The organism is Nocardioides sp. NPDC057767, from assembly GCF_042798275.1.
Classification (GTDB): domain Bacteria; phylum Actinomycetota; class Actinomycetes; order Propionibacteriales; family Nocardioidaceae; genus Nocardioides.
In genome coordinates, this window is record NZ_JBHVKJ010000032.1 from 37,964 (window position 1) to 61,727 (window position 23,764).

At 69.4% G+C, this 23,764-nt stretch carries 21 protein-coding genes; 11 read left to right on the plus strand and 10 right to left on the minus strand.

The features are described from left to right. Positions 1-43 precede the first annotated feature (43 nt). From ACFVDI_RS17385 to ACFVDI_RS17405, 5 genes are all read right to left on the minus strand, one after another. Positions 44-349, minus strand: a complete 306-nt coding sequence (locus ACFVDI_RS17385) for a flagellar protein FlgN (protein ID WP_378907188.1) — start codon at positions 347-349, stop codon at positions 44-46. A 131-nt stretch (positions 350-480) separates the two neighbouring features. Beyond that, positions 481-768: a WXG100 family type VII secretion target gene (locus ACFVDI_RS17390; protein WP_328527801.1), complete on the minus strand. Its 288-nt coding sequence runs from the start codon at positions 766-768 to the stop codon at positions 481-483. Between the two features lie 333 nt (positions 769-1,101). Beyond that, positions 1,102-1,389 carry a WXG100 family type VII secretion target gene (locus ACFVDI_RS17395; protein WP_328527801.1) on the minus strand — a complete coding sequence of 96 codons (288 nt, stop codon included), beginning with the start codon at positions 1,387-1,389 and terminating at the stop codon, positions 1,102-1,104. 135 nt (positions 1,390-1,524) lie between these two features. Further along, on the minus strand, positions 1,525-6,030 hold the full coding sequence (locus tag ACFVDI_RS17400; protein WP_378907190.1) for an FtsK/SpoIIIE domain-containing protein: 4,506 nt from the start codon (positions 6,028-6,030) through the stop codon (positions 1,525-1,527). Positions 6,031-6,094: 64 nt separating this feature from the next. Continuing rightward, entirely contained in the window at positions 6,095-7,465 is a 1,371-nt protein-coding gene (locus ACFVDI_RS17405; protein WP_378907193.1) for an RDD family protein, read from the minus strand. 113 nt (positions 7,466-7,578) lie between these two features. Between ACFVDI_RS17405 and ACFVDI_RS17410 the strand changes: the two genes are divergently transcribed. Further along, a complete protein-coding gene (locus ACFVDI_RS17410; protein ID WP_378907196.1) occupies positions 7,579-8,463 on the plus strand; it encodes a spermidine synthase in 885 nt (294 codons plus the stop codon). 193 nt (positions 8,464-8,656) lie between these two features. Next, entirely contained in the window at positions 8,657-8,827 is a 171-nt protein-coding gene (locus ACFVDI_RS17415) for a hypothetical protein (RefSeq protein WP_378907198.1), read from the plus strand. A gap of 86 nt (positions 8,828-8,913) precedes the next feature. Here the strand turns inward: ACFVDI_RS17415 and ACFVDI_RS17420 are convergent, their stop codons facing one another. Next, positions 8,914-10,407 carry an amidohydrolase gene (locus ACFVDI_RS17420; RefSeq protein WP_378907201.1) on the minus strand — a complete coding sequence of 498 codons (1,494 nt, stop codon included), beginning with the start codon at positions 10,405-10,407 and terminating at the stop codon, positions 8,914-8,916. A gap of 55 nt (positions 10,408-10,462) precedes the next feature. Next, positions 10,463-12,013, minus strand: coding sequence for a helicase HerA-like domain-containing protein (locus ACFVDI_RS17425; protein WP_378907203.1), 1,551 nt, complete (start codon positions 12,011-12,013; stop codon positions 10,463-10,465). Positions 12,014-12,062: 49 nt separating this feature from the next. On the opposite strand from ACFVDI_RS17425, the gene ACFVDI_RS17430 reads away from it, so the two are divergent. Together ACFVDI_RS17430 and ACFVDI_RS17435 are read left to right on the plus strand one after the other, a co-directional pair. Further along, positions 12,063-12,356 (plus strand): type II toxin-antitoxin system VapB family antitoxin, encoded by a 294-nt coding sequence (locus ACFVDI_RS17430; protein ID WP_357337115.1) that lies wholly within the window; start codon positions 12,063-12,065, stop codon positions 12,354-12,356. Between the two features lie 28 nt (positions 12,357-12,384). Then, positions 12,385-12,900, plus strand: coding sequence for a LytR C-terminal domain-containing protein (locus ACFVDI_RS17435; protein WP_378907207.1), 516 nt, complete (start codon positions 12,385-12,387; stop codon positions 12,898-12,900). A 10-nt stretch (positions 12,901-12,910) separates the two neighbouring features. Here the strand turns inward: ACFVDI_RS17435 and ACFVDI_RS17440 are convergent, their stop codons facing one another. Further along, on the minus strand, positions 12,911-14,401 hold the full coding sequence (locus ACFVDI_RS17440; RefSeq protein WP_378907209.1) for a potassium/proton antiporter: 1,491 nt from the start codon (positions 14,399-14,401) through the stop codon (positions 12,911-12,913). 135 nt (positions 14,402-14,536) lie between these two features. Here ACFVDI_RS17440 and ACFVDI_RS17445 point away from each other — a divergent pair, with 135 nt between their 5' ends. From ACFVDI_RS17445 to ACFVDI_RS17465, 5 genes are all read left to right on the plus strand, one after another. Continuing rightward, positions 14,537-15,712: an aminotransferase class I/II-fold pyridoxal phosphate-dependent enzyme gene (locus ACFVDI_RS17445; protein ID WP_378907211.1), complete on the plus strand. Its 1,176-nt coding sequence runs from the start codon at positions 14,537-14,539 to the stop codon at positions 15,710-15,712. 94 nt (positions 15,713-15,806) lie between these two features. Continuing rightward, entirely contained in the window at positions 15,807-16,169 is a 363-nt protein-coding gene (locus ACFVDI_RS17450; RefSeq protein ID WP_378907214.1) for a hypothetical protein, read from the plus strand. Further along, positions 16,166-17,047: a hypothetical protein gene (locus ACFVDI_RS17455; protein WP_378907216.1), complete on the plus strand. Its 882-nt coding sequence runs from the start codon at positions 16,166-16,168 to the stop codon at positions 17,045-17,047. The genes ACFVDI_RS17450 and ACFVDI_RS17455 overlap by 4 nt, the downstream gene beginning before the upstream one ends. After that, positions 17,044-18,384 (plus strand): hypothetical protein, encoded by a 1,341-nt coding sequence (locus ACFVDI_RS17460; RefSeq protein ID WP_378907219.1) that lies wholly within the window; start codon positions 17,044-17,046, stop codon positions 18,382-18,384. Before ACFVDI_RS17455 ends, ACFVDI_RS17460 begins: the two co-directional genes overlap by 4 nt. A 133-nt stretch (positions 18,385-18,517) precedes the next feature. Then, a complete protein-coding gene (locus tag ACFVDI_RS17465) occupies positions 18,518-19,627 on the plus strand; it encodes a hypothetical protein (protein ID WP_378907222.1) in 1,110 nt (369 codons plus the stop codon). 73 nt (positions 19,628-19,700) lie between these two features. Here the strand turns inward: ACFVDI_RS17465 and ACFVDI_RS17470 are convergent, their stop codons facing one another. Both ACFVDI_RS17470 and ACFVDI_RS17475 read right to left on the minus strand, forming a co-directional pair. Continuing rightward, entirely contained in the window at positions 19,701-20,696 is a 996-nt protein-coding gene (locus tag ACFVDI_RS17470) for a MerR family transcriptional regulator (RefSeq protein ID WP_378907225.1), read from the minus strand. A gap of 65 nt (positions 20,697-20,761) precedes the next feature. After that, positions 20,762-21,250: a MarR family winged helix-turn-helix transcriptional regulator gene (locus ACFVDI_RS17475; RefSeq protein ID WP_378907228.1), complete on the minus strand. Its 489-nt coding sequence runs from the start codon at positions 21,248-21,250 to the stop codon at positions 20,762-20,764. A gap of 41 nt (positions 21,251-21,291) precedes the next feature. Between ACFVDI_RS17475 and ACFVDI_RS17480 the strand changes: the two genes are divergently transcribed. Continuing rightward, on the plus strand, positions 21,292-22,203 hold the full coding sequence (locus ACFVDI_RS17480; RefSeq protein ID WP_378907230.1) for a DMT family transporter: 912 nt from the start codon (positions 21,292-21,294) through the stop codon (positions 22,201-22,203). Positions 22,204-22,213: 10 nt separating this feature from the next. Then, a complete protein-coding gene (locus tag ACFVDI_RS17485) occupies positions 22,214-23,722 on the plus strand; it encodes a spermidine synthase (protein ID WP_378907233.1) in 1,509 nt (502 codons plus the stop codon). Positions 23,723-23,764: the final 42 nt, after the last annotated feature.

The window sequence follows — 23,764 nt, forward strand, 5'->3', positions numbered from 1 at the left end:
TAATACCTTCCACACCGAGACCGGCATATTGGACGAGTTCGCCCTACTTACCGCTGTTTGACATGTTCTTGGCTGCATCGTCGTCCAACTTGTTGAAGCCATCAACAACAGCCTTGGTCTTCTTCGCAATCTCATCGAGGCTTTCCTTCAACTTCCCGCGCTGATCGTCCCAACGCTCCTCGAAGTCCTTTACCGCGTCCCGAAGCTCAGACCTACCGAACGGAGTGCCAATATCCGCTTCGAGGTCCTCGGACCGGTTGGTTGCCTCCTCGAACTCTTTGACGATGCTCTCGAGCGCAGCATGCATCGTCTCCAGTTCGGATATCTTGATGTGAACCTTGTCGCCCATCGCAACCTTTCAGAAAAACGTGTAGATCGCCGCAGATGGTGATCGACTCCGCCGAAACCGCCATCACATCCGATCCGACGGTGGTGGTGGACCGAGACGGCCCCCGGCCCACCACCACGCACCAGCGAGAATCAGCCGCCGGCGAGCTGCGAGTCGAGGTCCTGGATCGCCGTGGCCATGTCACGCAGCGCCTGCGCCATGTCCTCGACACCAGCAATGGCCTCCTTGAGGCCAGTGGTCATCTCCTGGTAGCCGTCCTGGAACTTACCGGACGCCTTCTCCGTCTTGAACCCGTCCTGAACCAGCTCATCCACGTAACCCTGGCACTCATCAAGAGCCGACTCGATCGTGTCCTTGCCCTGGTCGAGCTTGTCGGCGGTGCCGGTCATCTCGTCGTAGGTTGCCCCGAAGTCACTCATCGCTCATTGCCTTTCCCGCAATATTCATTACACGACACCCGTTACGGCGCCGTTCGTCACCATCACTCACGCATCACATGGTCGTGAAGCGTGATCCCGACGAGCCGACACCGTCATCCCGAGCGTGGTGGTCCGAGATCCGGGCGATCAACGTCGTCGCGGTACTCCTACCCGCTACGTCCAGTTCTAAACATTTCTGAAAGTAAAGTCTCTGCTGATCCTGTTTGGGAATCGCAGCAGCGCATCCGTGGGAGTCGACACCGCGGCATCTGGCCGAGACGGATGATGGTGGGCCCACAGATGCCAGCCCACCATCTTGACCAACGCCGCGGATCAGCCGCCGGCGAGCTGCGAGTCGAGGTCCTGGATCGCGGTCGCCATGTCACGCAGAGCCTGCGCCATGTCCTCGACACCAGCAATAGCCTCCTTGAGGCCAGTGGTCATCTCCTGGTAGCCGTCCTGGAACTTGCCCGACGCCTTCTCCGTCTTGAAGCCATCCTGAACCAGCTCATCCACGTAACCCTGGCACTCATCCAGCGCCGACTCGATCGTGTCCTTGCCCTGGTCGAGCTTGTCGGCGGTGCCGGTCATCTCGTCGTACGTTGCGCCGAAGTCACTCATCGGTTACTACCTTCCCGGGATTTCATGAGGTGACGCACGTCAGCACGCCGCTGGCCACCGTAGGCCACCCTTTACGAGGTTGTGAAGGGTAAAGACGGATTCGTTGTCGGATTCATACAGAGATTCATACAGACGTCACGCAGAGCCCTCGGAGTCGCTCGCGAGAGGCATCTGCATCGTCACCGTGCGGCCGGCCTGGACGAAGATTCCTCGGCCTGCCGGGAAGTCGGTGCGCTTGAGCTTGCCGAACGGAACCTTGAACAGCGTGTCGCCGTCGTAGGTGTCCGGCTTGAGCACGATGCCCTGGCGAGCGGCCTTCCATTCACCCATGACGCCCGAGCCGCCGCCGGCCCGAGTGACGTCGGCGTCGCCGATGAAGAGGTGGTCGGAGTTGTTGATGGCCTGCAGCAGGGCGCGCATCGGACGGTCGGCGGGACCGTCGGCCAGGTGGGTCATGTCCTCGGCGACGATCATGATGCGGCCGGGGAAGGACTCGTCGGCGACGATCTCGGCGAGCTCGGTGACGAGCGCCTTCTCGTCGTCGGGGCGGGTGGCACTGCGTACCCAGGGACGGAAGTCGCCGAGCATGGCGCGACGGCTGCCGAGGTGGAACAGCTTCACCTCGGGGTCGAAGCGCTCCACGGACTCGACGAGCGCCTTGAGGGCGTTCGTCTTACCCGACTGCGGCGGGCCGGTGATGATGAACGAGCCGATCGGGTCGAAGCCGCGGGCGGACAGGGTGTCGTCGGCGATACCGAAGACGGGCTGTCCGTTGGCCTGGGCAGGCATGGCCCGGCTGGAGATCTTCGTCGGCAGGGCGCCGATCTCGCCGACCTCGGGAACACCCTGGGCGCGCAGCTGACTGACGAGCTCGTCGAGAGCCTTGGTCTGCTCGGCCACGTTGGTCGTGCCACCGAGCACGGCCAGCTGGACCTCGGCCTTGTCGACGACGGCACGGCCGGGCACCGACTGCTCGTTGAGTACGTCCTTGGGGGCTCCGACGAGGACGTACTGGCTCGGGTCGGAGAGCCGCATGACGACACGGCGCGGGATGTTCGCGAAGACGGCCGTCGGGACGGACCCGGACCGGTCGGCGGTGATCACCGCGTGGATGCCGAGCGGGCGGCCCTCACCGAGAACCCGCATGAAGGACTGGTAGAACGGCGCGCGACCGGCGGCGATCTCCCACTCCTTCTTGAACTCGGGGTAGTTGTCGATCAGCAGCAGGATGCGCGGCATCGAGGCGTCGGCGATCTCGCGGTATTCGGTGAGGTTCGCGGCCGCGGCCTTGGAGAACAGCTCGGAGCGGCGGTCCATCTCCCGCTCGAGCGTGCGCATCAGCCGCTGCAGACGCTCGGCGTCGTCGCCGTCGATGATCGAGCCGACGTGCGGGAGACGCTCGATCGCGCCCAGCGCGCCGGAGGCGAAGTCGAGACCGTAGACCTGCACCGTGCCGAGCTCCGGACGGGCACCAGCGGCGGTCGCGATCGTCTTGAGCAGCGTCGACTTGCCCGAACCGGACGAGCCGAAGATGAGCAGCGAGCCGTCCCGGTCGGGAGAGAAGTAGACCGCGTTCTGCTGCTGACGCTCCGGGATGTCGGCGAGACCCAGCAGGATCTGGCCGTCGCCCTCCAGCGGCAGGTCGCGCATGTCGACCACGGGCGCGAGGTCGTCGAGCCACGGACGCCGCGGGGTCATCAGGCCGGCGGTGGCCGAAGCCTTGATCAGGGTGGCCACGATCCGCTTCTGGTCGTTGGGACCCAGATCCTCGTCGTGCGAGTCGCTCTCCGGCGGACGCTCCGGCTCCCACTCGGTGATCGAACCGAACTTGAGCTCGGCGACCTTCACATCAGCGGTGACCACCTCGTCCTCGCGGGTCCAACCACCGGCGTACGCGGACTGGAACGGGGTCAGGCGGCCGGGACCGGTCTTCGCGATGCCGCGGCCGGGAAGTGATGGCGGGAACGACGCCGCCACCGGGTCGTCGACGACGTCCTTGGAGTCGGTCTCGTCGGCCATCCGCAGCGCGACGCGGAGGTTGGTGTTGGCCCGCAGGTTGTCCTTGATGACACCGGCCGGACGCTGGGTCGCCATGATCAGGTGGATGCCGAGCGAACGGCCTCGCTGGGCGATGTCGACGACACCGTCGACGAACTCGGGCACCTCGCCGGCCAGAGCGGCGAACTCATCGATGACCAGCACCAACGCGGGCGGGCACTCCGGGTCCTGGCGCTTCTCGAGCTCGAGGAGGTCCTTGGCCTTCTTCCGGTTGAACAGGTGCTCGCGGTAGTGCAGCTCGGCCTTGAGGCTGGTCAGCGCACGGCGCACGAGGTGCGGGCTCAGGTCGGTCACCAGACCGACACAGTGCGGCAGGTCGATGCAGTCGGCGAAGGCCGAGCCGCCCTTGTAGTCGACGAAGAGGAACGTCACCCGGTCGGGCGAGTGCGCCGAGGCGATGCCCAGCACCCACGCCTGCAGGAACTCGGACTTACCGGCACCGGTGGTGCCGCCGACCAGGGCGTGCGGGCCCTGCGTACGCAGGTCCAGCGTCATCGCGTCCGAGGCTCCCTGACCGATGATGGCGCGCAGGTTCCCGGCCTTCTTCAGGCGCGGCCGGGGCCGGTCGGAGCGATCGATGATGGAGTTGTTCTGCGCCCAGCGCTCGACGACGGAGTGCGGGTCCTCCGCGACCTCGTTGCCGACCAGGGACAGGAAGCCGACCGAGTTCGGGAGGTCGGAGGAGTCGTGGACGACGGTGCTGGCGTCCACGACGGGCGCGAGCCGCTTGGCGAACATGTCCATGTAGGCGTTGGAGACGCCCTCCACGGTGACACCCTCGTAGAGGTCGCCGTTGCGGACCAGACCGACGGTGGCGCGCTCCAGGCCGTCGCTGACGTCCAGGTAGCTGCGGCAGACCGCCGGCAGCGCCTCGACGGTGGAGGACATGAAGACGGCGTGTACGCCGACGTCGGCTCCACGCTCGAGCACCTGCACCAGCCGGGCACGGTCCACCGGGGCGTCGTTGGTGACGAAGACGATGATGGAGACCTGCACGCGCGCGTTGGTCTCCTCGCCAGCCCGAGCGACGTCGGTGCCGTACTGCATCGGGTTCCACTTCTCGGGGAACGGGCCGCGGTGCTCCGCGGTCCGCCCGGCGCGCATGATGTATTCCTCCAGCGCGCTGAGCAGGGCGTTGGCCGTCGGGGCGGAGTCGGCCAGCGGCATGTCCTTGAAGCGGTTGGTCTCGGAGGTGGTGTGCGGCAGCCACTTGAGCCACTCGAACTCCTCGACCCAGTCCGGGTCGGCGAAGGCGACGGTGACGACCTCGTTGGGCGCGTGCAGACCGAAGAGCTGCACCGCGAGCCCACGCATAGCGTCGGCTGCCGGGCCGGCGGGCCCGGCGACACCAACGGAGCCGACGGCGGGCAGCGACTCCAGCAGTGGTACGTCGTCGACGTACTTGTAGCGCTCCTTGAGCCGGTCGATCCGCTCGATGAACTCGGGCAGACCGTTCTGGGTGTCGCGCTCCGCGATCGTGTTGCGCGAGAGGGCGCGGGTGGTGCCGAGGCGTACGGCCAGGAAGTTCCAGTGCTCAGGACGCCTGGTCCACAGCCGCGGACCGAGCTGCATCGCCTGCTCGAAGACCTCGGCGACCGCCGGGACCTCCTCGTTGCGAGCGAGCTCCTCCTCGGGCTTGCTGCGGTAGAAGACCTCTTCCAGCTTCTCGAACTGCCGCTCGAAGAGCTCGATCTCGTGGTCCTGCTTCGCGCCGGCCTGGCGGTGCTGGTTGATGTAGTTGCCGACCGCCATCATCGGGGTCATCACGACCAGGAGCAGCGCCCGCGCGCGGCCGGTCATCGCGTAGATCGAGAGCGCCATGATGATCGGCGCGATCAGCACGAACCACGGGAACAGCTTCTTCTGCATCTCCGTCGGCATCCACGGCGGCGGGTGCTCGGTGCCCGGGTAGCGGACGTCGACCCGCGGGCTGCGGTTGAAGAGCAGGCCGCCACCGCGCTCGAGGACCGGGTCCTCGACCGTGTCGAGGAAGTCCTGGGAGAGCTGCATGACCAGCGTGGTGCTACCGATCACGACGGGCGTGTCCGGCGCCAGACGTACGCGGGAGACCTGGGTGCCGTCGACGACGACACCGTTGGCGGAGTTGAGGTCGACCAGCTCCACGGAGCGGTCGACCTCGATGCGGGCGTGGCGCTTGGAGACCATCGGGTCGGCCAGCACGATCTCGTTCTCGGGTCCACGCCCGATCGAGGCGTGGCCGGTGACCAGTGGAAACGCCTGGCCCCGGACCGGACCGTCGATCGCGCGCAGCACGCCGACGCTCTTGCGCCGCGAGCCGGTCGCCTCGGCGTCCGGGCCAAGATTCACCACCGCTGCGGCGAAGCCGGACCCGATCGGTGCCTCGCCGATGGGGATGTCGTGCTGGAGCGGTTCCATTCGGTCGGCGGTCGGCGGGGCGACTGCCAACGTCAAGACGTCGTGCTCACCCGCGATGATCGAACGCGCTGGGTCGGCGTCGGCGATGTGCCGCGCGACGTCACCTGCGGTGGCCGTGGAGTCAGCCGTGATGATCACATCCGCCGGCGCCACACCGGGCCGGTGCAGAGTGAGCTTGACCTTCATCCTTCGTTCCCCTCGTCAACGTGTCTGAAAGACCATGAAGCAAGATCGTGCGGGTGGGGCCGCGTCACCCGCGGCGCACCAGGGCCGAGCGGTCGCCGAAGCGAATCATCGCGCCGACGGGGGCGAGCACCGGCTCCCAGGCCGTCAGCCGGCGGGTGGCACCTTCGTGGATCACCACGGTGCCGTTGGTCGAGCCTCGGTCGGTGACCTCCACCCCGTCACCGCTCGGACGCAGCGACAGGTGGGTCTTCGAGACCGACACGTCGATGATCGAGACCGTACGTGCCCCGAGGGTGTTCTCCGTCAGGGCCGGGTCGCGGCCGACCAGAACCAGGCCGGACACCGGGATCCGCTCGCCGGAGTCGACCTTGAGCATGATGCCGCGCGGCTGCGACTGCGCCGCGGGCTGGTGGCCGCCGGTGGTGGGCGCCGGAGCCGGCGCCGGAGTCGGGGTCGGAGCCGGGGTAGGAGCCGGCGTCGGCGCGGGAGTCGGGGTCGGCGGGATCGGCTGAGGAGTCGGGTGAGGCGTCGGCGTGGGGGTCGGCGGCGGAGGAGGCACTGCCTGACCCTGGGTGGGCACGACGCCGCGCGAGGGCGGGATCGACGGCGTCACCGGCTTCGGCGCCACCGGTCCCGACGGCGGGGTCGCGAGCGCACCGCCCGGGGAGGCACCGGGTTCCTCGCGCTTCGCCTTCGGACGGGACACCCCGAGCACGCCGGCACTGACCCGCCCCGCGGGACGGTAGCTGCCGGCGTCGTGGTCGTTGGGCGTGCTGAGCGAGGGCAGCGACTTCCGCTCCGCGACGGGCGCGGCCGCGACCGTCTTGCGGGCGATGCGCATCCGCTTCTCGTCGTAGGGGTCGAGACCGTCACGTACGTCGACCATCCAGGTCTCGGCGACCTTGTCGTGCCAGCCGCGGCCACGGTTCTCCTTGTCGAACAGCGGCGAGGCGAGGAAGACGATCGGGGCGATCGGGATGATGCCGGAGCCCCAGAGCACGAGGGCCCGGAGGAACGCGCGTCCGACACCGGGGCGATCGAGGGTCTTGACGTTGACCGACCGGATCCCGGCCATGGACTTGCCGAGCGTGACGCCGCGGCGGCCGTGGAAGACGATCTGGACGATCACGAAGATCAGCGTCAGCAGAACGGTCGCGCCGCCCGCGATCGCGGCCAGCATGAAGTCGGGGTGGCTCAGGAACCGGGCGAAGCCGAACTTGCCTTGAGCCAGCTTGAGCAGCAGCGGAAGGGTGAAGACCAGATACGGGATCTGCAGGACCGCGTAGCAGACGATGTCGATGGCCGCGGCGACCGCCCGGCGGCCCAGGGGCGCGTCCTTCAGCCCGAGCGAGGCGGCGTACGCCGGGTCCGGCTTGCCGTCTGCGGTGAGACCTTCGATCCGGTCGTCATTCTCGGCGACCTCCCATATCTCCACCGCAAGAGCTCCTCACGCCCGATGTCCGAGTATTTTCGGCGCTGACCCAACAACGCCAGAAGGCTACCGGAATGTCCCGGCTCGGGCGCGATGGTGTCTGGCAGGATCGACGTATGTCAACACCCGCCGGGCCATCCGGGAGCCCCGAGCGCATCGTCTTCTCCGACGGCAGCACCGCCGATCTCGTACGCAAGGAGGACGGCTGGGTCATCGAGATCAACGGCGTGGCACAGTCCCACGTCGGAGATCCCGCACAGCCGCCGAAGCTCGCCTCGATCCGGTGGATGCTGGCAGCGCTCGGCGAGCGGGCGCCACGGACGGCTGCGCACCTGGGCGGAGCCCTGCTCGCGCTGCCCCGGGCGGTCGCTCACCGGTGGCCGTCGACCATCCAGACGGTCGTGGAGCTGGAGCCCGCCCTGGTCGAGCTGACCAGGTCGCGGTTTCCCCTGCCCGCAGGCATCACGATGGAGACGGCCGACGCGCGCTCGTGGCTCGAGGCCCACCCGGGGTCGGAGCACGATGCCATCGTCATCGACATCTTCGTCGGCAACCGGATCCCGCCGGCGTTCACCTCGCTGGAGTGCATGAGCGCCGCTCGCCGTGCGCTGCGCGAGGAGGGTCGGCTGGTGCTGAACTCCGTCGCCGGCCCCGAGCTGCTCTTCACCCGTCGCGAGCTCGCGACGCTGCGTACGGTCTTCGAGCATGTCGCGATGATCGTGCAGGGGTCTGCGCTCGCGGGAGCGAGGTTCGGCAACGCCACCCTGATCGCTTCAGCGGCTCCGATCGACGGCGACGCGATCCGCGCGGCGCTCGCCGGCGACCCGTCGAAGGGAGCGCTGGTGACCGACCTCGACCCGATCATCGACGGCGCCGGCCCGGTCAACGACGCCGACCAGCTCTGGTCCCCGGAGCCGAACCTGCCCGACGCGAGCGCGGCGCTGCGGCTCCTCGATCAGGCCCGACGGGCAGTGGACACGCTGAAGACCGCGTCGGACTGACCCTCCGTCGCCTTTGTCTAGCGAGATTCGGCCCTATCGCTCGGCAGATACCGCGACAGGCATCGCCAGCCATTTCTTTTACCGAAACCGGCTTGTAACGTTCAAACAACCTGCTCGCGACTTGGGAGCGGGATGCTTGATGCGCACGACAAACCACGATGCACACCATCTATCCGTTGTAGGGGGGACCTCGATGGAAACACTCACCGCGATCGAGCCTGAGGCGAACAGCGCCGCGAAGCAGCGCAGCCTCAAGTTCCGTCACGCCAGCGCCCTGACCAAGCTCATGGACGAGCGACAGGACCTGCGCGGGGTTCACGTGTTCGCCGACTTCGTCGACGACTCGGTTCGCTGGTCCGCGTGACCGGCATCTGAATTGGGGGGATCCACGATCCCGTTGCGTAAGGCCCGGCCGACGACGGCCGGGCCTTCGCGGTTCTCGAGGGGCGGCTAGAGGCTGCGGTGGACGATCCGCCCGCCGACAACGGTCAGTACGACGCCGCCGTGGGCGATCGCGGCCAGATCTGCGACCGAGGCCCGGAGCGGGTCGACGTCGAGCAGGGCCAGGTCCCCGCGAGATCCGGGGGCGACCGTCACCTGGCCGTCCACCGAGGCGGTCAGCGCCTCCTGGACGGTCAGTGCCTGCTCCGGATGCCACGGCTCCTTGCCGTCTCGCGAGCGACCGACGGCCGAGGCGATCGCCAGCCACGGGTCGAGCGGCGCGACCGGAGCATCCGACCCGAGCGCGATGCGCACGCCCTCGTCGAGCATCCAGCGGGTGGCGAAGCAGCGCTCCTCCCGCCCGGGCCACACGTCCTCGGTCATCTCGCGGTCGTCGAGGATGTGCGCCGGCTGCACGGAGGCGGTGATCCCGAGCCGAGCCATCAGCGGCAGATCCTCGCGGCGTACGAGCTGGGCGTGCTCGATGCTCCCGCGCGCACCCGTCGCCGCGTACGCCGCCAGAGCCTCCGACACCGCCCGGTCGCCGATCGCATGGGTGGCCACCTCGAGACCGGCCGCGCGGGCCTTCCCCAGCAGCCCGGTCAGCTCCTCGGGCGACTGGTTCGGCGCCCCGCAGCTGTCCGGGTCGTCGGCGTAGGGGTCGCAGCACCAAGCGGTTCGGGTGCCCAGCGAGCCGTCGCTGATGATCTTCAGCGGTCCCATCGTCAGCCGGTCCTCGCCGGGGATCAGCGGGTCCCCGGTGCGGAACCCCGACGCGATCGCCTCATCCAGCTGGTCGGCGTAGGTCGCCACCCGGACGCGCAGGAGGTCGCAGCCGTAGGCCCAGCGCCACCGCCAGTCCTCGAGTCGGACACCGACCTCGAAGTCGGTCATCCCGACCACCCCGAGCGCGGCGGTCCTGGTCAGCATCCTGCGGTAGGCGGCCGGGGTGCTCCCGCTGGTCTCGAAGAGCTCGGCGACCCGCGGATAGGCCTGATACCACTCCGTCTCCTGCACCATGTCCTCGCGGCGAGGAAGCTCCACGGCGTCGAGGGCCGCAGTGTTCAGCCAGGCGTGGTGGAAGTCGTGGTTGACCAGGATCGCGGGGATGGTGCCGGTGACCGAGTCGAGCTCGGAGACGGTGCCCCAACGGTCCCAGGTGCCGGCCGAGTGACCCATCCCGACGATCGCCTCACCCGGCTGGGTCTCACGTGCCGCCGCGGCGACCCGAGCCAGCGCCTCGGCGGGCGAACGGGTCCCGTGCAGGTCCAGCCGGCTGGCCCGCAGCGTCCACTGGCCGAGGTGGGTGTGGGCGTCCCACAGCCCCGGAACCAGCCACCGGCCGCCCGCGTCGTACGCCTCGACACCATCGGGTCGGGACAGGCCTTCTCCGACCGCTGACACGAGACCGTCGGTGACGAGGACGTCGACCACCCCGGCGGGCACGTCCGCCCGAGGTGAGAGCGGAACGATGCGTACGTTCCGGAGAAGCAGGTCGGGCATGAGCAGACGATAGAGACACTGCCCATGCCCGAGCCAATCAGATAACCGACCGGACTCAGCGGCGCTTGAAGAGTCCCCGGACGAGCTCCCTCGCGGCGGTGCGTGCGGCCTGCTTGAAGGCGGTCGACTTCACCACCGTCTCGATCATCGAGTCGTCGTCGTCGCGCGACCTCGAGCGCGATCCCGAGGACTTCTTCGGCGCGGCTTTCTTGGCCGCCTTCGCCTCGGCCTCGGCCGCCCGTGCGGCCGCCGCGGCGTCCGTCTTCGCCTTGAGCTGGTCGGCGGCGGACTCGACCTCGACGGCCGTGGAGTACTTCGCGGCCAGCGGCGAGGCCGCCACGGCTGCCGTCATCGCCGCGGCCTCCGCGGGACCCATCAGCGACTCGGGTGCCCGGAGCCGGGTCCAGGCCACCGGCGTCGGCGCACCACGCTCGTTCATGACGGTCACGATCGCCTCGCCGATGCCGAGCGTCTGGATGACCGCGCCGAGATCGTCGTAGGACGAGGTCGGGTAGGTGTTGACGCTGGCCTTCAGCGCCTTGGCGTCGTTGGGGGTCGCGACCCGCAGCTGGTGCTGGATGCGCGAGCCCAGCTGCCCGAGCACGTCCTCGGGGACGTCGGTCGGCTTCTGGGTCACGAAGAAGACGCCGACTCCCTTGGACCGGATCAGCCGGACCGTGTTGGTGATCTGGTCGAGGAACGCGTCGGAGGCGTCGTTGAAGAGCAGGTGCGCCTCGTCGAAGAAGAAGACGAGCTTCGGCTTGTCGGCGTCGCCGACCTCGGGAAGCGCACGGAAGAGCTCGGCGAGCAGCCACATCAGGAAGGTCGAGAAGATCGCCGGCCGGTCCTGCAGGTTCGGCAGCTCGAGCAGCGAGATGATCCCGGCCTCGCCGTCGTTGCGTACGAAATCCGTGACGGCGAAGGCCGGCTCACCGAAGAACTCGTCCGCGCCCTGGTCCGCGAAGGCGATGAGCGTACGCAGGATCACCCCTGTCGTGGAGGAGGAGAGGCCGCCCAGATCTTTGAGATCGGCCTTGCCCTCGTCGGAGACCAGCCACTGCAGCACCGCTCGCAGGTCGTCGAGCCCGACCAGCTTCAGGCCGGACTTCTCGGCGTAGTGGAAGACGAGCCCGAGCGAGGACTCCTGGGTCTCGTTGAGGTCCAAGACCTTGGAGAGGAGCGTCGGACCGAAGGCATCGACCGTGACCCGGACCGGGATGTCGGTGCCCTCGCCGCCGAGCGCGAAGAACTCGACCGGGAACCCGCGCGCCTGCCAGGCCTGTCCGACGGAGGCTGCCCGCGCGGTCAGCTTCTCGCTCGACTCGCCCGGGACGGACAGACCGGAGAGGTCGCCCTTGATGTCGGCGGCGAACACCGGGACCCCGGCCGCGGAGAGCTGCTCGGCCAGCAGCTGCAGGGTCTTCGTCTTACCCGTGCCGGTCGCACCGGCGACCAGACCATGCCTGTTCAGCATCCCCAGAGGAATGCGGATCGGCGTCTCCGTCAACGTCTCAGCGTCCGCCATGAGGCCCCCGAGCTCGAGGGCAGTGCCCTCGAATTGGTAGCCGGGCCCGACCGCTTCTGAGAGAGCAGCAGCATCCGTCATGGGCTGACTCTATGTTGGGATTTGGTTGCGGGGCGATACAGTCACGAGGGTGATCTTCAAGCGTGTCGGCGATTCTCGCCCCTACCCTGACCATGGTCTGACGACCAAGGGGTGGGCTGCGCTGCCTCCTCGGACGGTACGTCTCGACGAGCTGGTGACCACCAAGGACACCCTCCAGTTGGTCGCTCTGCTCAACGAGGACTCGACGTTCTTCGGCGACCTCTTCGCCCACGTCGTGGAGTGGAACGGCGACCTCTACCTCGAGGACGGGCTCCACCGGGCGCTCCGCGCGGCGCTCCAGCAGCGCAACGTGCTCCACGCCCGCGTGCACACGCTCGGCTAGAAGGTGCCGAGCGGTTAGGCTCGGCATCATGCTCGACTCGGCCCTCACGGGACTTCGTACGTTCATCATCCTCGCCGTCCTCGCGGCCGCGGTCGCTCTGGCCGGTGCCTGGGGATGGAAGGCGATGACCGCACCCTTCCCGCAGAAGGTGGACGTGGGGCCGTGCGTGGACACCCCGGTCGAGAAGGGCTCCGAGGTCTACCCCTCACAGGTGGTGGTGACCGTGCTCAACGCGAGCACGCGGGCAGGGCTCGCCACCCGGGCGATGACGGACCTCGTCGACGAGGGCTTCGTCAAGGGTCGGACCGGCAACGCTCCCAGCGGCACCAAGCTGAGGACCGTCGAGGTGTGGTCGCCCGACAAGGACGCGCCCTCCGCCGCTCTCGTCGCGAGCTGGCTCGGCGACGCGAAGATCGTGGAGAAGAAGTCCGACGTCCCTGGCATCGTGGTCGTCACCGGCGAGAACTTCCCGGAGGTCACCGGGGGCGACAAGACCGTCACCGCCAAGGCGGACGCCACGATCTGCAGCCCTCCGGTCGAGTAGGGCTCGGCCCTCAGCGCAGCCAGCCGGCCAGGCGGCCCTTCCGACTGACCATCTCGAGGCGCCGCTCCGCCTTCTCCCGCTGGTTGCGCGGCACGACGACCAGGACCACGTCCCGAGCGCGGAGCACGGTGGTTCCCTCCGGCACCATCGTCTGTCCGTCGCGGATCAGCAGTGACACCGACGACCCCGCGGGCAGCCGGAGCTCGCCGACCTCGACACCGTGGAGGCGTGACTCGCGCGGGATCCGGAGCTGGATCAGGTCTGCCGCGATCTGCTCCAGCGGCGCGACATCGAGGTCGAGCGATCGAGGGTCGTTCGGTCGGGCGACGGCGAGCACCCGAGCGACCCAGGGCAGCGTCGGACCGGTCAGCAGCGTATAGACGACGACCATCACGAAGACCAGGTCGAAGAGCTCCTCGGCACCGTCCACGCCCTCGGCCAGCGGGATCGTGGTGAGCACGACCGGCACCGCCCCACGCAGCCCGGCCCAGGAGACGAACACGGTCTCGCGCCAAGACATCCGGGACACCACCGTGCTGACCAGCACGGACGCGGGCCGGGCGATGAAGGTCAGGATCAGCCCGGCAGCCAGGGCGAGGCCGATGGTCCGCAGGTCGATACGTCCCGGGGAGAGCAGCAGCCCGAGCATCACGAAGAGCCCGATCTGCGCCAGCCAGGCGACGCCCTCGGCGAAGGACCTGGTGGCGCCGCGGTGGGGCAGGTCGGCGTTGCCGAGCACCAGCGCGGCGACGTAGATCGCCGCGAACCCGGATCCGTGCAGCCAGGACGATCCGCCGTAGGCGAGGAATGCCAGGGTCATCACGGCCAGCGGGTAGAGACCGGCTGAGGGCAGCGCGGCCCTGCGCATCAGCCAGGCACCACCGAAACCGATGAGCAGCCCGATCACGATGCCCACCAGCAGCTCGCCGACGACGATCCCGGTCACGACGACCGGATGGTTCTCCCCGATCGCACCGCTGGCGATGAGCGTCACGATCACCACGGTCGGGGCGTCGTTGAGTCCCGACTCCGACTCGAGGACACCGGTCAGCCGCTTGGGCAGCGGCACCACGCGCAGCACCGAGAACACCGCGGCCGCATCGGTCGGCGAGGTCACCGCCCCCAGCAGGAACGCCAGCTGCCAGGGAAGCCCGAGCAGATAGTGCGCCCCCACCGCGACGATCCCGATCGAGACCACCACCCCGACCGTGGCCAGCATCATGCCGAGACCAAAGGTGGGACGTACGTCGTTCCACGACGTCGTCAGACCACCTTCGGCCAGGATCAGTGCCAACGCGCCGAAGCCGATCGCGTGCGCGACCGCGGCGTCGTCGAAGCGGATCCCGAGCACCGACTCGCCGAGCAGGACACCCATCAGCAGGTAGATCAGCAGCGACGGGAGGCCGGCCTTCGTCGAGACCCGCACCGCCATGATCGCCAGGAGCGTGACCAGGGAGCCGATCAGTACGAACATGTCGAGCTGATGGACATCGAAGCTCATGCGGCCGCCTTCGTAGCGCGAGCGCAAGAGTACGCAGGCGGCCGCATGGAGGACTGGACTGTCGCTCGCTGACGCTCGCTCATGTACGCCGGGCCCCCCTCCGACCTCTGGGACTGCATCCTAATGTTTGCCCTTATGGACCGCCTGACTGTCGCCCAACGCGCGAACGTGCCTCCTTTTCACGTGATGGACATGCTCGAGCGAGCGGCGCAGAGGCAGCGGACGTACGCCGATCTCATCTCGCTCACCTCGGGGCAGCCGTCGACGGGGGCACCCCAGGCGGTCACCGCCGAAGCGGTGCGGCTGCTGCAGAGCGGTGACCCGCTGGGCTACACGCCGGCGACCGGGATCCTGGAGCTGCGGCAGGCGATCGCCGGGCATCACCGGGCCTGGCACGGGATCGAGGTCTCCCCGGAGGACGTGATCGTCACGACCGGCGCCAGCGGCGGATTCCTGGCCAGCTTCCTGGCGGCCTTCGACGTCGGCGACAAGGTGGCGATGGCCCGTCCGTCCTATCCCTGCTATCGCAACGTGCTCGCGGCCCTCGGGTGCGAGGTCGTGGAGATCCCGACGGGCGCGGCCGAGCGGTTCCAGCCGACCGTCGAGCAGGTGCAGGAGCTGCATGAGCGCGTCGGGCTGAAGGGCCTGGTCGTCGCCAGCCCGGCCAACCCGACCGGCACGATGCTGCTCCCCGAGGAGCTGGCCGGGCTGGCGCGCTACTGCGAGGAGGCCGGGATCCAGCTGATCTCGGACGAGATCTACCACGGCCTGACGTACGCCACCGACGGCGGCCGCGGCCGCAGCGCCTGGGAGACCTCGCGCGACGCCGTCGTGTTCGGCTCGTTCTCCAAGTACTTCTCGATGACGGGCTGGCGCATCGGCTGGCTGCTCGCCCCCGCCCATCTACGACGCGCGATCGACGTCCTGGTCGGCAACTTCACCATCTGCCCGCCTGCTCTCGCCCAGCATGCCGCCGTGGCCGCGTTCACGCCGGACGCCTACGCCGAGCTCGACGGCCACGTGACCCGCTACGCGGTCAACCGCGGCGTACTCCTCGACGGTCTCCGCTCGCTCGGGGTCACCGAGATGGCTCCGGCCGACGGCGCGTTCTACGTCTACGCCGACGTCAGCCGCTGGACCGACGACACCATGGCCTGGTGCCATCAGGTCCTCGACCGCACCGGTGTCGCGATGGCTCCGGGGATCGACTTCGATCCCGTCGACGGCCATCGCTTCGTACGTCTCTCCTTCGCCGGCTCCGCCGCCGAGATCGAGCAGGGCCTCGACCGCCTCTCCACCGTCCTTCGCTAGGACGCCGCGGACGATTTTGAGAAAGTTCAGGATTTTACGTTTAGAAACCGCGTGACGGGGTAGGACCATCTCAGAGATCTGTCCGAGGAGGGATATGTACGGCGACAGCGACGTGATCCGCCGCCGGGTGAACCGTCTGCGTGAGCAGGCGGACGACATCCGCGCGAGTGCCGACAAGCTGGTGGTGCAGGCCGAGGCCGTGCCGTGGCACGGTCGGGCGGCCGAGTCCCTCCGTGGGCGGATGAAGGAGCGTGCGACCGCGCTGCGCATCGCGGCCGAGCAGCACGATCGAGCAGCCGACAGCCTGGCCAAGCACCTCAAGCAGGTCGACCTGTTCAAGGAGCAGATCGCCGAGACCGAGGCACGCGCCGAGGCGCTGATCACCGACGGCAAGCTCACCGGATTCGAGGCCCCCGAGCCGGGCCACAAGGACTGGCTGGAGGTCACCCTTCGATGACGACGATCGACCTGGGACCCGCTCCGGCGGCGCCGACCGAGCCGTGGGCAGGGGTGCCCCGCCGGGTCGGCCTGACCCTTCCCGAGCTCACCCATGCCTGCGAGACCATCGGCGCGCCGCTCCCCTTCGAGGTCGCGACGCACCGCGAGGAGGGGCTCGACGCCCGGTTGGGGCGTACGCGCTCGGCAACCGAGGCCGAAGCCCTGGCCCGCGCGGTCGACGGCTTCGGTGAGGGCAGCACCTCGCTGCAGCGACGCGACCTCCTCGACGCCGACGGCACCCTCGACGCCGGGATCGCCGGCGCCCTGGGGATCCTCGCGACTCCCGAGGTGGTCATCGATCTCGATGTCGTCGTCGACGGTCTGCGCGGCCGCGCCTGGCACCGGCAGAAGGGCGAGGCGGCCGCCTCGCTCGCCACCGTGGACGGGCTCGTCTTCGAGCTCTCCTGGTATCCCTCCTCGGCCTGGGCGGCGGAGCTCGGACGCACCGCCACGCTGCCGGGTGACACCGCTCGGCTGACCTCGGCGGTGCCCGACCGGCTCGAGGTCCCGTTCGCGACGGCCGATGCCGTCTTCGAGGCGTTGCGCACCGGACGCGGAGACCTGGTGCCCGTGCTGACCGCGGGCGACGTCGTCGTCGCGAGCGCCCTCGAGGCTCTGTCCAACGAGACCCACGGCAGACTGCGCGCGGTCGTGGCGACGACCGCCGACCCGGAGCACCCGTTGATCGGCACCGTCGCCTGGACGCTGGTCAACGACGGCTGGCGTTCGATGCGCACGGTGTCGCTCGATGGAGAGCTGACGCTGCTGATCACCAGCGTGGAGCCGTCAGAGCTCGCTGCAGACCTTGCCCCTGTTCTCGCGGAGGTGGCCCGATGAACGAGCCCGGAAACAACGCAGCCAACAACCCGGTCAACCGCCTGGGCCCCGTTCCGGGTGGCGCCGCCGACCCGGCGCTGCCGACGGCGGGACCGGAGGACAAGTACACGCAGATCCTCGGGCTGGCGAGCTCGATCGGCGACGCCGGCGCGCAGCTGCGGGAGTGGGCCGAGCTCGGGCCCGCGATCCTTGCCGACGACGACGTCACCGACTCGGCCGAGCTCTCCGCGAAGACCTGGCAGCCGGCCGAGGACGAGATCCGCGCCGCCGTCTCCGAGAAGGGTGGTGTCCTCGGCCTCGGACAGGCGCTCGACGCCGACGCCGTCTCGGTGCGCGCGACGGTGCAGACCTACCGCTGGATCGACGAGCTCCAGGCAGCGGCCCGCCGCTCGCTGGGTGCCATCGCGGCCAACGCGCTCGACTACCTCGCCCCCGAGGTCGAGCTCGGTGGGTCGCTGCTGTCCGCGGGCCTGATCGAGACCGACGCGCTCGACCGGGAGGGCGTCACCGCCTACCTCGGCGAGCTCGCCCAGGGCCACCCCGAGCTGATGGACCACATCGCCACCGGTGGCGGGCTGCTCGAGTCGCTCGAGCTGCGCTCGCTGCTCACCGCCGACTTCCCCCGCGGCGACGACGCTGCGGCGGCCGCCGCGGGCGCCCGGCGTGCTGCGGGTATCGACGCGTTCACGACCGACGCCGGTCACGCGCTGCGTGACGTCGGTGGGGCGCTGGCCGCCACCGAGGAGGAGACGCACGTCGGCGACGTCACCGCGGGCACCCCGGCGACCATCGAGGAGCTGATCCGCACCCTCGAGGCCACCGGGTCCGGTGTCGCGGTCCAGCAGACCGCACCCGGTCGCTACATCGCCTATCTCCCAGGTCCCTACGCCGGCAACCGACGGCTGCGGCTCGTCTCCGGCGACCTCTCCGACTACATCGCCACCGCGTCGCGGACCATCGAGAAGACGGTCGAGGCCGGCTCGCACGTGATGCTCGTCGGCGCAGCGGCAGGAGGAACCGCGGCGGCCGCGATCGCGGCGGCGGCCGGGGCTGCGTACGTCGTGGACCAGGTGGTCACCGTGGGTGCTCCGGGCGCGGCAGCGCCGAGGGTCCCGGAGACCACCCGGGTGCTGTCGCTGGAGGACCGTTCCGATCCGGTCGCGCTTCTCGGCGGGCTCATCAACGCGGGTGTCGGACACCGGTTCACGGTCGTCTACGACAGCACCGCGGCGGAGGAGAGCCACTACATCGCCGGCGGGCGGGCGGCGGACAACGCCAGCCACGGCGAGCTGCGTGAGGAGATCGGGCGGATCCGCAGTCTGGGATATCTCGGCTAGACGCCTCGGGGTTGCCACAGGGATCTGAGTCGATACGGTGTAGTTCGCCCTCTGCGCCATCCCCGGCGGACCGGTGCCCGTCACCGGCCTGCCGATCGCGGTGGGCTCTCTGACGCCTACCGGATCGGTCCCTGTGAAGTCCATCGTCGTCCACGCCGGCCTGCCCAAGACGGGCACCTCCGCGGTCCAGGCGTTCTTCAGCACCCGTATCGACGACCTCGCGCGGGCCGGCATCTTCTACCCCCAGCACAGCGTCGATGCCAACGGCATCAGCGCCGGCAACGCCGGGTCGCTCATGGAACGCTCCGGGCATCTCTTCGTGGCCTCGCCCCGAGAGGTCGCGAGGACCCTCGAGGAGTTCGAGGCCAGCGGCTGCCACACGCTGCTGCTCTCCTCCGAGGCGTTCCTCCCCGAGCTGCCCGGGATCGCCGAGCTGCTGCCACGGGAGGCACGGTTCGTCCTGTACGTCCGCGATCCCCTCGCCTTCCTGGAGTCCGACTACAACCAGCGGGTCAAGCGGCTCTCGCACGTCGATCCGTTCGAGCCGTCGCCAGGTGCCTACGGCGGGTGGTTGGGACACGAGCACCTCTACCGCGCGCTCGACTCCGAGACGGTGCGGTCCCGGCTCGTGCTCCGGCCCTACCTTCCCGAGCTGTTCGTCGGCGACAACCTGCTCACCGACCTGCTCGACACCGCCGGGATCGACACCGCGGGGCTCGGCGACCTGTCCCTGCGGAAGGTCAACCTCTCCTACTCGCTGCACGCTCTCGAGATCAAGCGCGCGCTCAACGTCCTTCCGCTCGGGCCGCAGCTCCAGGAGCGTCTCGACATCCACCTCCAGTCCTGCCCGCTCGGGCCGAGGACCTACACCCTGATCCCACCCGCCGACCACGAACGGCTCCGGAAGATCGCCGACGACGAGCTGCGCGCGCTGGCGCTGCGCTACGACATCGACTCCCTCGAGCCCATGCGGGAGCTGTTGCGGGCCAAGCCGCAGAAGCCGTTCCACCCGCAGCAGCTCACCGACGACGAGGTCGATGCCGTCGTCCGCCACATCGCCACCGTCGGCAAACGGCTCACCCGCCGGATCGCCCAGACCCTCGCCGAGCACCCCGAGATCGAGCTGGTCTACCCCTCCCTGCGGGACTCGTTCGCCGCTGCTGCGGCCGAGCTGGAAAAGGAGCCCGTGGCCGCGCGGCGCCGGCGTTGGTGGCAGCGCCTCCGCCGAGTCGGCGCAAACTGACGGCCATTCGTCGAGTCGGCTCGTCATGACGAGCCGACTCGACGGGGAATCGGGTCAGAACGAGCCGACTCGGCTACGCGAGGTCTGCGACGACGATCGTGTGGTTGTCCGGCTCCCCGGCCCCGACGACGGCAGCGGCGACCGCATCGGCGACCTCCTGCGGACCGGCCTCGGCGGTGATCAGGGCGGCCAGGTCGTCCACGTAGGAGTGGACGCCGTCGGTGCTCAGCACGAGCCGGTCACCGGACAGCAGGTCGAGGGAGATCTCGTCGGCGACGACTCCCGGCACGAGGGCGCGGTTGAGCAGCGACCGGTGCTCGTGGGAACGAGCCTCGTCGAGAGTCAGCTGGCCCGCCTCGACCATGGCGGCGACCACGGTGTGGTCGTGGGTGACCTGGCGTACCTCACCGTCCCGCACGAGGTAGACCCTCGCGTCGCCGATGTGGGTGATCCGCGCGACGGAGCCGTGCAGGTCGATCGCGGTCAGGGTGGTGCCCGACTTCGGCACCTCGGCGAAGACCTCCTGGATCGCCGAGGACAGCCCGCCCGCGGCGTACGCGGTGAGGACCGCGCCCGCGAGATCATCGCGGTCCCCGAAACCGTCGGCGACGGCGATCAGCTCGGGGGTCACCAGGATGGCGTCCTGCTGGGTGGCGCGGCCACCCTGCTCGTGGCTGACGCCGAACTCCGCGTGCAGTCTGTCGGTGGTGGTTGTCATCGGTTGTGCCTCGTTCCTCATCGCGTGGACGAGGATGGAGACCATGGTGCGCCGCGTCGCGGTGTCGGCCTCGACCTGGCGCCAGTACCTCTCGACCTCCGCCGCCGCGGCGGCGGCCGGCATGTCGAGGATCTCCCGGATCCGGGCCAGCGGCATCCCGACCAGCCGCAGCGTCGCCACCAGCCGGGCGAGTCCTACCTGGTCAGCGGTGTAGCGGCGGTAGCCCGAGTGGGGGTCCACCTCTGCAGGCGGCAGCAGGCCGAGGTCGTCGTACAACCTCAGTGCCTTCGGCGTCAGCCCGGTCGCCCGGGCGAAGTCGCCGATGTTCACAAGCCCCTCGAGCCCGCTCATGGTCACCATCCTCCCCGGTGAAGGTCACCGGTGTCATCAGATTGGCGTCTGCCCTTGGGGCAAGCTCAAGCCCCGGTCTGCTCGGCCCACTTCTCCAGCAGCCGCGCGAGCGAGCGCCGTTCGGCGGCGCTGAAGACGCCGAGCAGCCGGTGCTCGTTGGCGATGTGGTCGGTGAAGGCCGCGTCGATCAGCTCACGCCCGCTCTCGGTCAGCGTGATCCGGCGCCCCCGACCGTCCTCGTCACGACGGCCCCGGCTGACCCACCCCTGGGCCAGGCAACGGTCGACCCGCTTGGTGACCGCTCCCGAGGAGACCATCGTCTGCTCGCCGAGCTCCTTCGGAGTCAGGGCGTACGGAGCACCTTGCCGTCTCAGCGTCGCGAGCACGTCGAACTCCCCCTCGCCCAGTCCGTGCTGGGCGTAGACCTCGACGAGCTCGTCGGTGAGTCGCAGCGCGAGGCGGTGCAGCCGGGCGATGACGGCCTGCGGGGTGATGTCAAGGTCGGGACGCTCGCGTTCCCACTGCGCCATCACGGTTGAGACGTGGTCTGCCATGACGCTGGAATATATCTGACGCGGAAGATATTATCTCTTCCATGGAAAGTAGATTGATCACCCTCGCACTGACCGCGATCGCCCCCGTGGCTTGGGGATCGGGCTACTTCGTCACGGCCACGTTCCTGCCGCCGGACCGCCCGCTGTTCGGAGCCGTGGTCCGGGCGCTCCCCTTCGGACTGTTGCTCCTGGCGCTCCGGCCGGGGCTGCTCCGCGGCTCCTGGTGGTGGCGCACGGCCGCGCTCGGGCTGCTCAACTTCGCGGCGTTCTTCGCTCTCGTCTTCGTCGCGGCCTACCGGCTCCCCGGCGGCCTCGCCGCGACCCTGACGGCGGTCTCGCCGATCGTGGTGATGCTGCTGGCCTGGGCGTTCGCCGGCGAGCGGCCACGCACGGGCTCGCTCGCCGCCGGCGTCGTCGGCGCGATCGGCGTGGCCCTGCTGGTGCTCCGCGGCGGCGCGAGCCTCGACCTGGTCGGCGTCCTGGCCGCCTTCGCCTCGGTGGCCGTCTTCTCCACCGGCTTCATCCTCGTCAAGGTCTGGCAGCCTCCGGTCGGACTGCTCACCTTCACCGCCTGGCAGCTCGTCCTGGGCGGCCTCGTGCTCGCCCCGGTCGCCCTCCTACTCGAGGGCCCACCGCCCGCGCTCGACCTCCCGGCGGTCGGCGGCTACGCCTACATCGGCCTCGTCGGCACGGTCGTCGCCTACGCCGTCTGGTTCCGCGGCGCCCGCCGGCTGCCCGCGGCCGCCGTGTCACTGGTCGGACTGCTCAACCCGGTCGCCGGCATCCTGATCGGCCTCGCCCTCGCGGGCGAGCACCTCACCCCGGTGAGCACCCTCGGGATGGCGCTGGTGCTCGGTGGCGTGCTGCTCGGACAGCCTGCCGTGCTCGACCGGATCAGGGCGCGACGTACGCCTGCACCGGGTCCGTGTGCGGACGTTGGAGTCGCCGGATAGGTTCACCTCCATGAAACTGCGTGCGCGTGCGCTCGAGCTCCTCGTCTTCACCGTCGGTGCCGGCACCCTGGGATCGGAGATGGCCGCGGCCCGACTGCTCGCTCCGTGGTTCGGTGACTCGACGATCGTGTGGGCCAACACGATCGCAACGGTGCTGGTGGCGCTGGCGATCGGCTACTCCGTCGGCGGCCGGATCGCCGACCGGAACCCGCACCCCTCCGGCCTCGCCAAGATCGTGCTCGTCGCCGCCGCCCTCCTGGCCGCGGTGCCGTTCATCGCCGACCCGTTCCTCCCGCTCGCGGTCAAGGCGGTCGACCAGCTCAGCATCGCCACCTTCGCCGGCTCGCTGGTCGGGGTCGGCGTCTTGCTGGCCATCCCGCTCTTCCTGCTCGGCATCGTCAGCCCCTACGCGGTCCGCCTGAGCGTCGAGGCCGTCGAGGACGCCGGCCACGCGGCCGGGCGCCTCTACGCGATCTCGACCGTCGGCTCGCTGGTCGGCACCTTCGCCGCCTCGCTGTTCCTCATCCCGGTCGTCGGGACGCGGCGTACGTTCCTGATCTTCGCTCTCTGCATGGCGGTCTGCGCGATCCCGCACCTGGTCAAGCGGCGCCTGCCGGCGGCCGTCGTCCCGGTCGCGATCCTCGCCCTGATCGCCTTCCCGACGGGCTCGATCAAGACGCTGACCAGCAACGGTGGCGAGGTGATCTGGGAGAAGGAGACGGAATACCAGTACGCCCGCGTGGTGGAGTACGACGACGGCAGCCGCTACCTCGAGCTCAACGAGGGCCACGCGGTGCACTCGGTCTACACCGAGGGCGAGTGGCTCACCGGCGCCTACTGGGACGAGATGCTCTCGCTGTCGTACGCCGGGGCGGAGGCCCCGAAGTCGGTGGCGATCCTGGGCTCGGCCGCCGGGACGACCGCGCGCCAGTTCGGCCACTTCGCCCCCGAGACCCGGGTCGACGCCGTCGAGATCGACGAGGACGTCACCAAGGTCGGCCAGGAGCTCTTCGACCTCCGGGACCAGCCGAACCTCCACCTCCACACCGCCGACGCCCGCCCGTGGCTGCAGAAGCAGACCCGGAAGTACGACGCGATCATGGTCGACGCCTACCACCAGCCCTACATCCCCTTCTACCTGACGACGAAGGAGTTCTTCGCGCTGGCGAAAGCCCACCTCAACCCGGGCGGCGTGCTCGTCGTGAACTCAGCCCACCCGGAGGGATCGACAGCGCTGGAGAAGGTCCTCACCGCAACGCTGCGCACCTCGTTCGGCGAGGCCGTCTGGCGTTCGGACTCCGGCCCGACCAACACCCACCTGATCGCGACGGTCGACCCGCAGGCGGATCCCGCAGCCAACCTCACCGCCACCGCCGAGTCGCAGCCCGCCGACCTGGCCGGCGCCCTCACCGACTCCGCCTCCCGGCTCGAGCCGGGGCTTCGTGGTGGGACGGTCTACACCGACGACATCGCGCCGGTCGAGTGGCTCACCGACCTCAGCCTTCTCGAGGTCGCCTGACAGTCGGCAGCGAGCTTGCGAGCTGCCGGCGTCGTCAGGTGA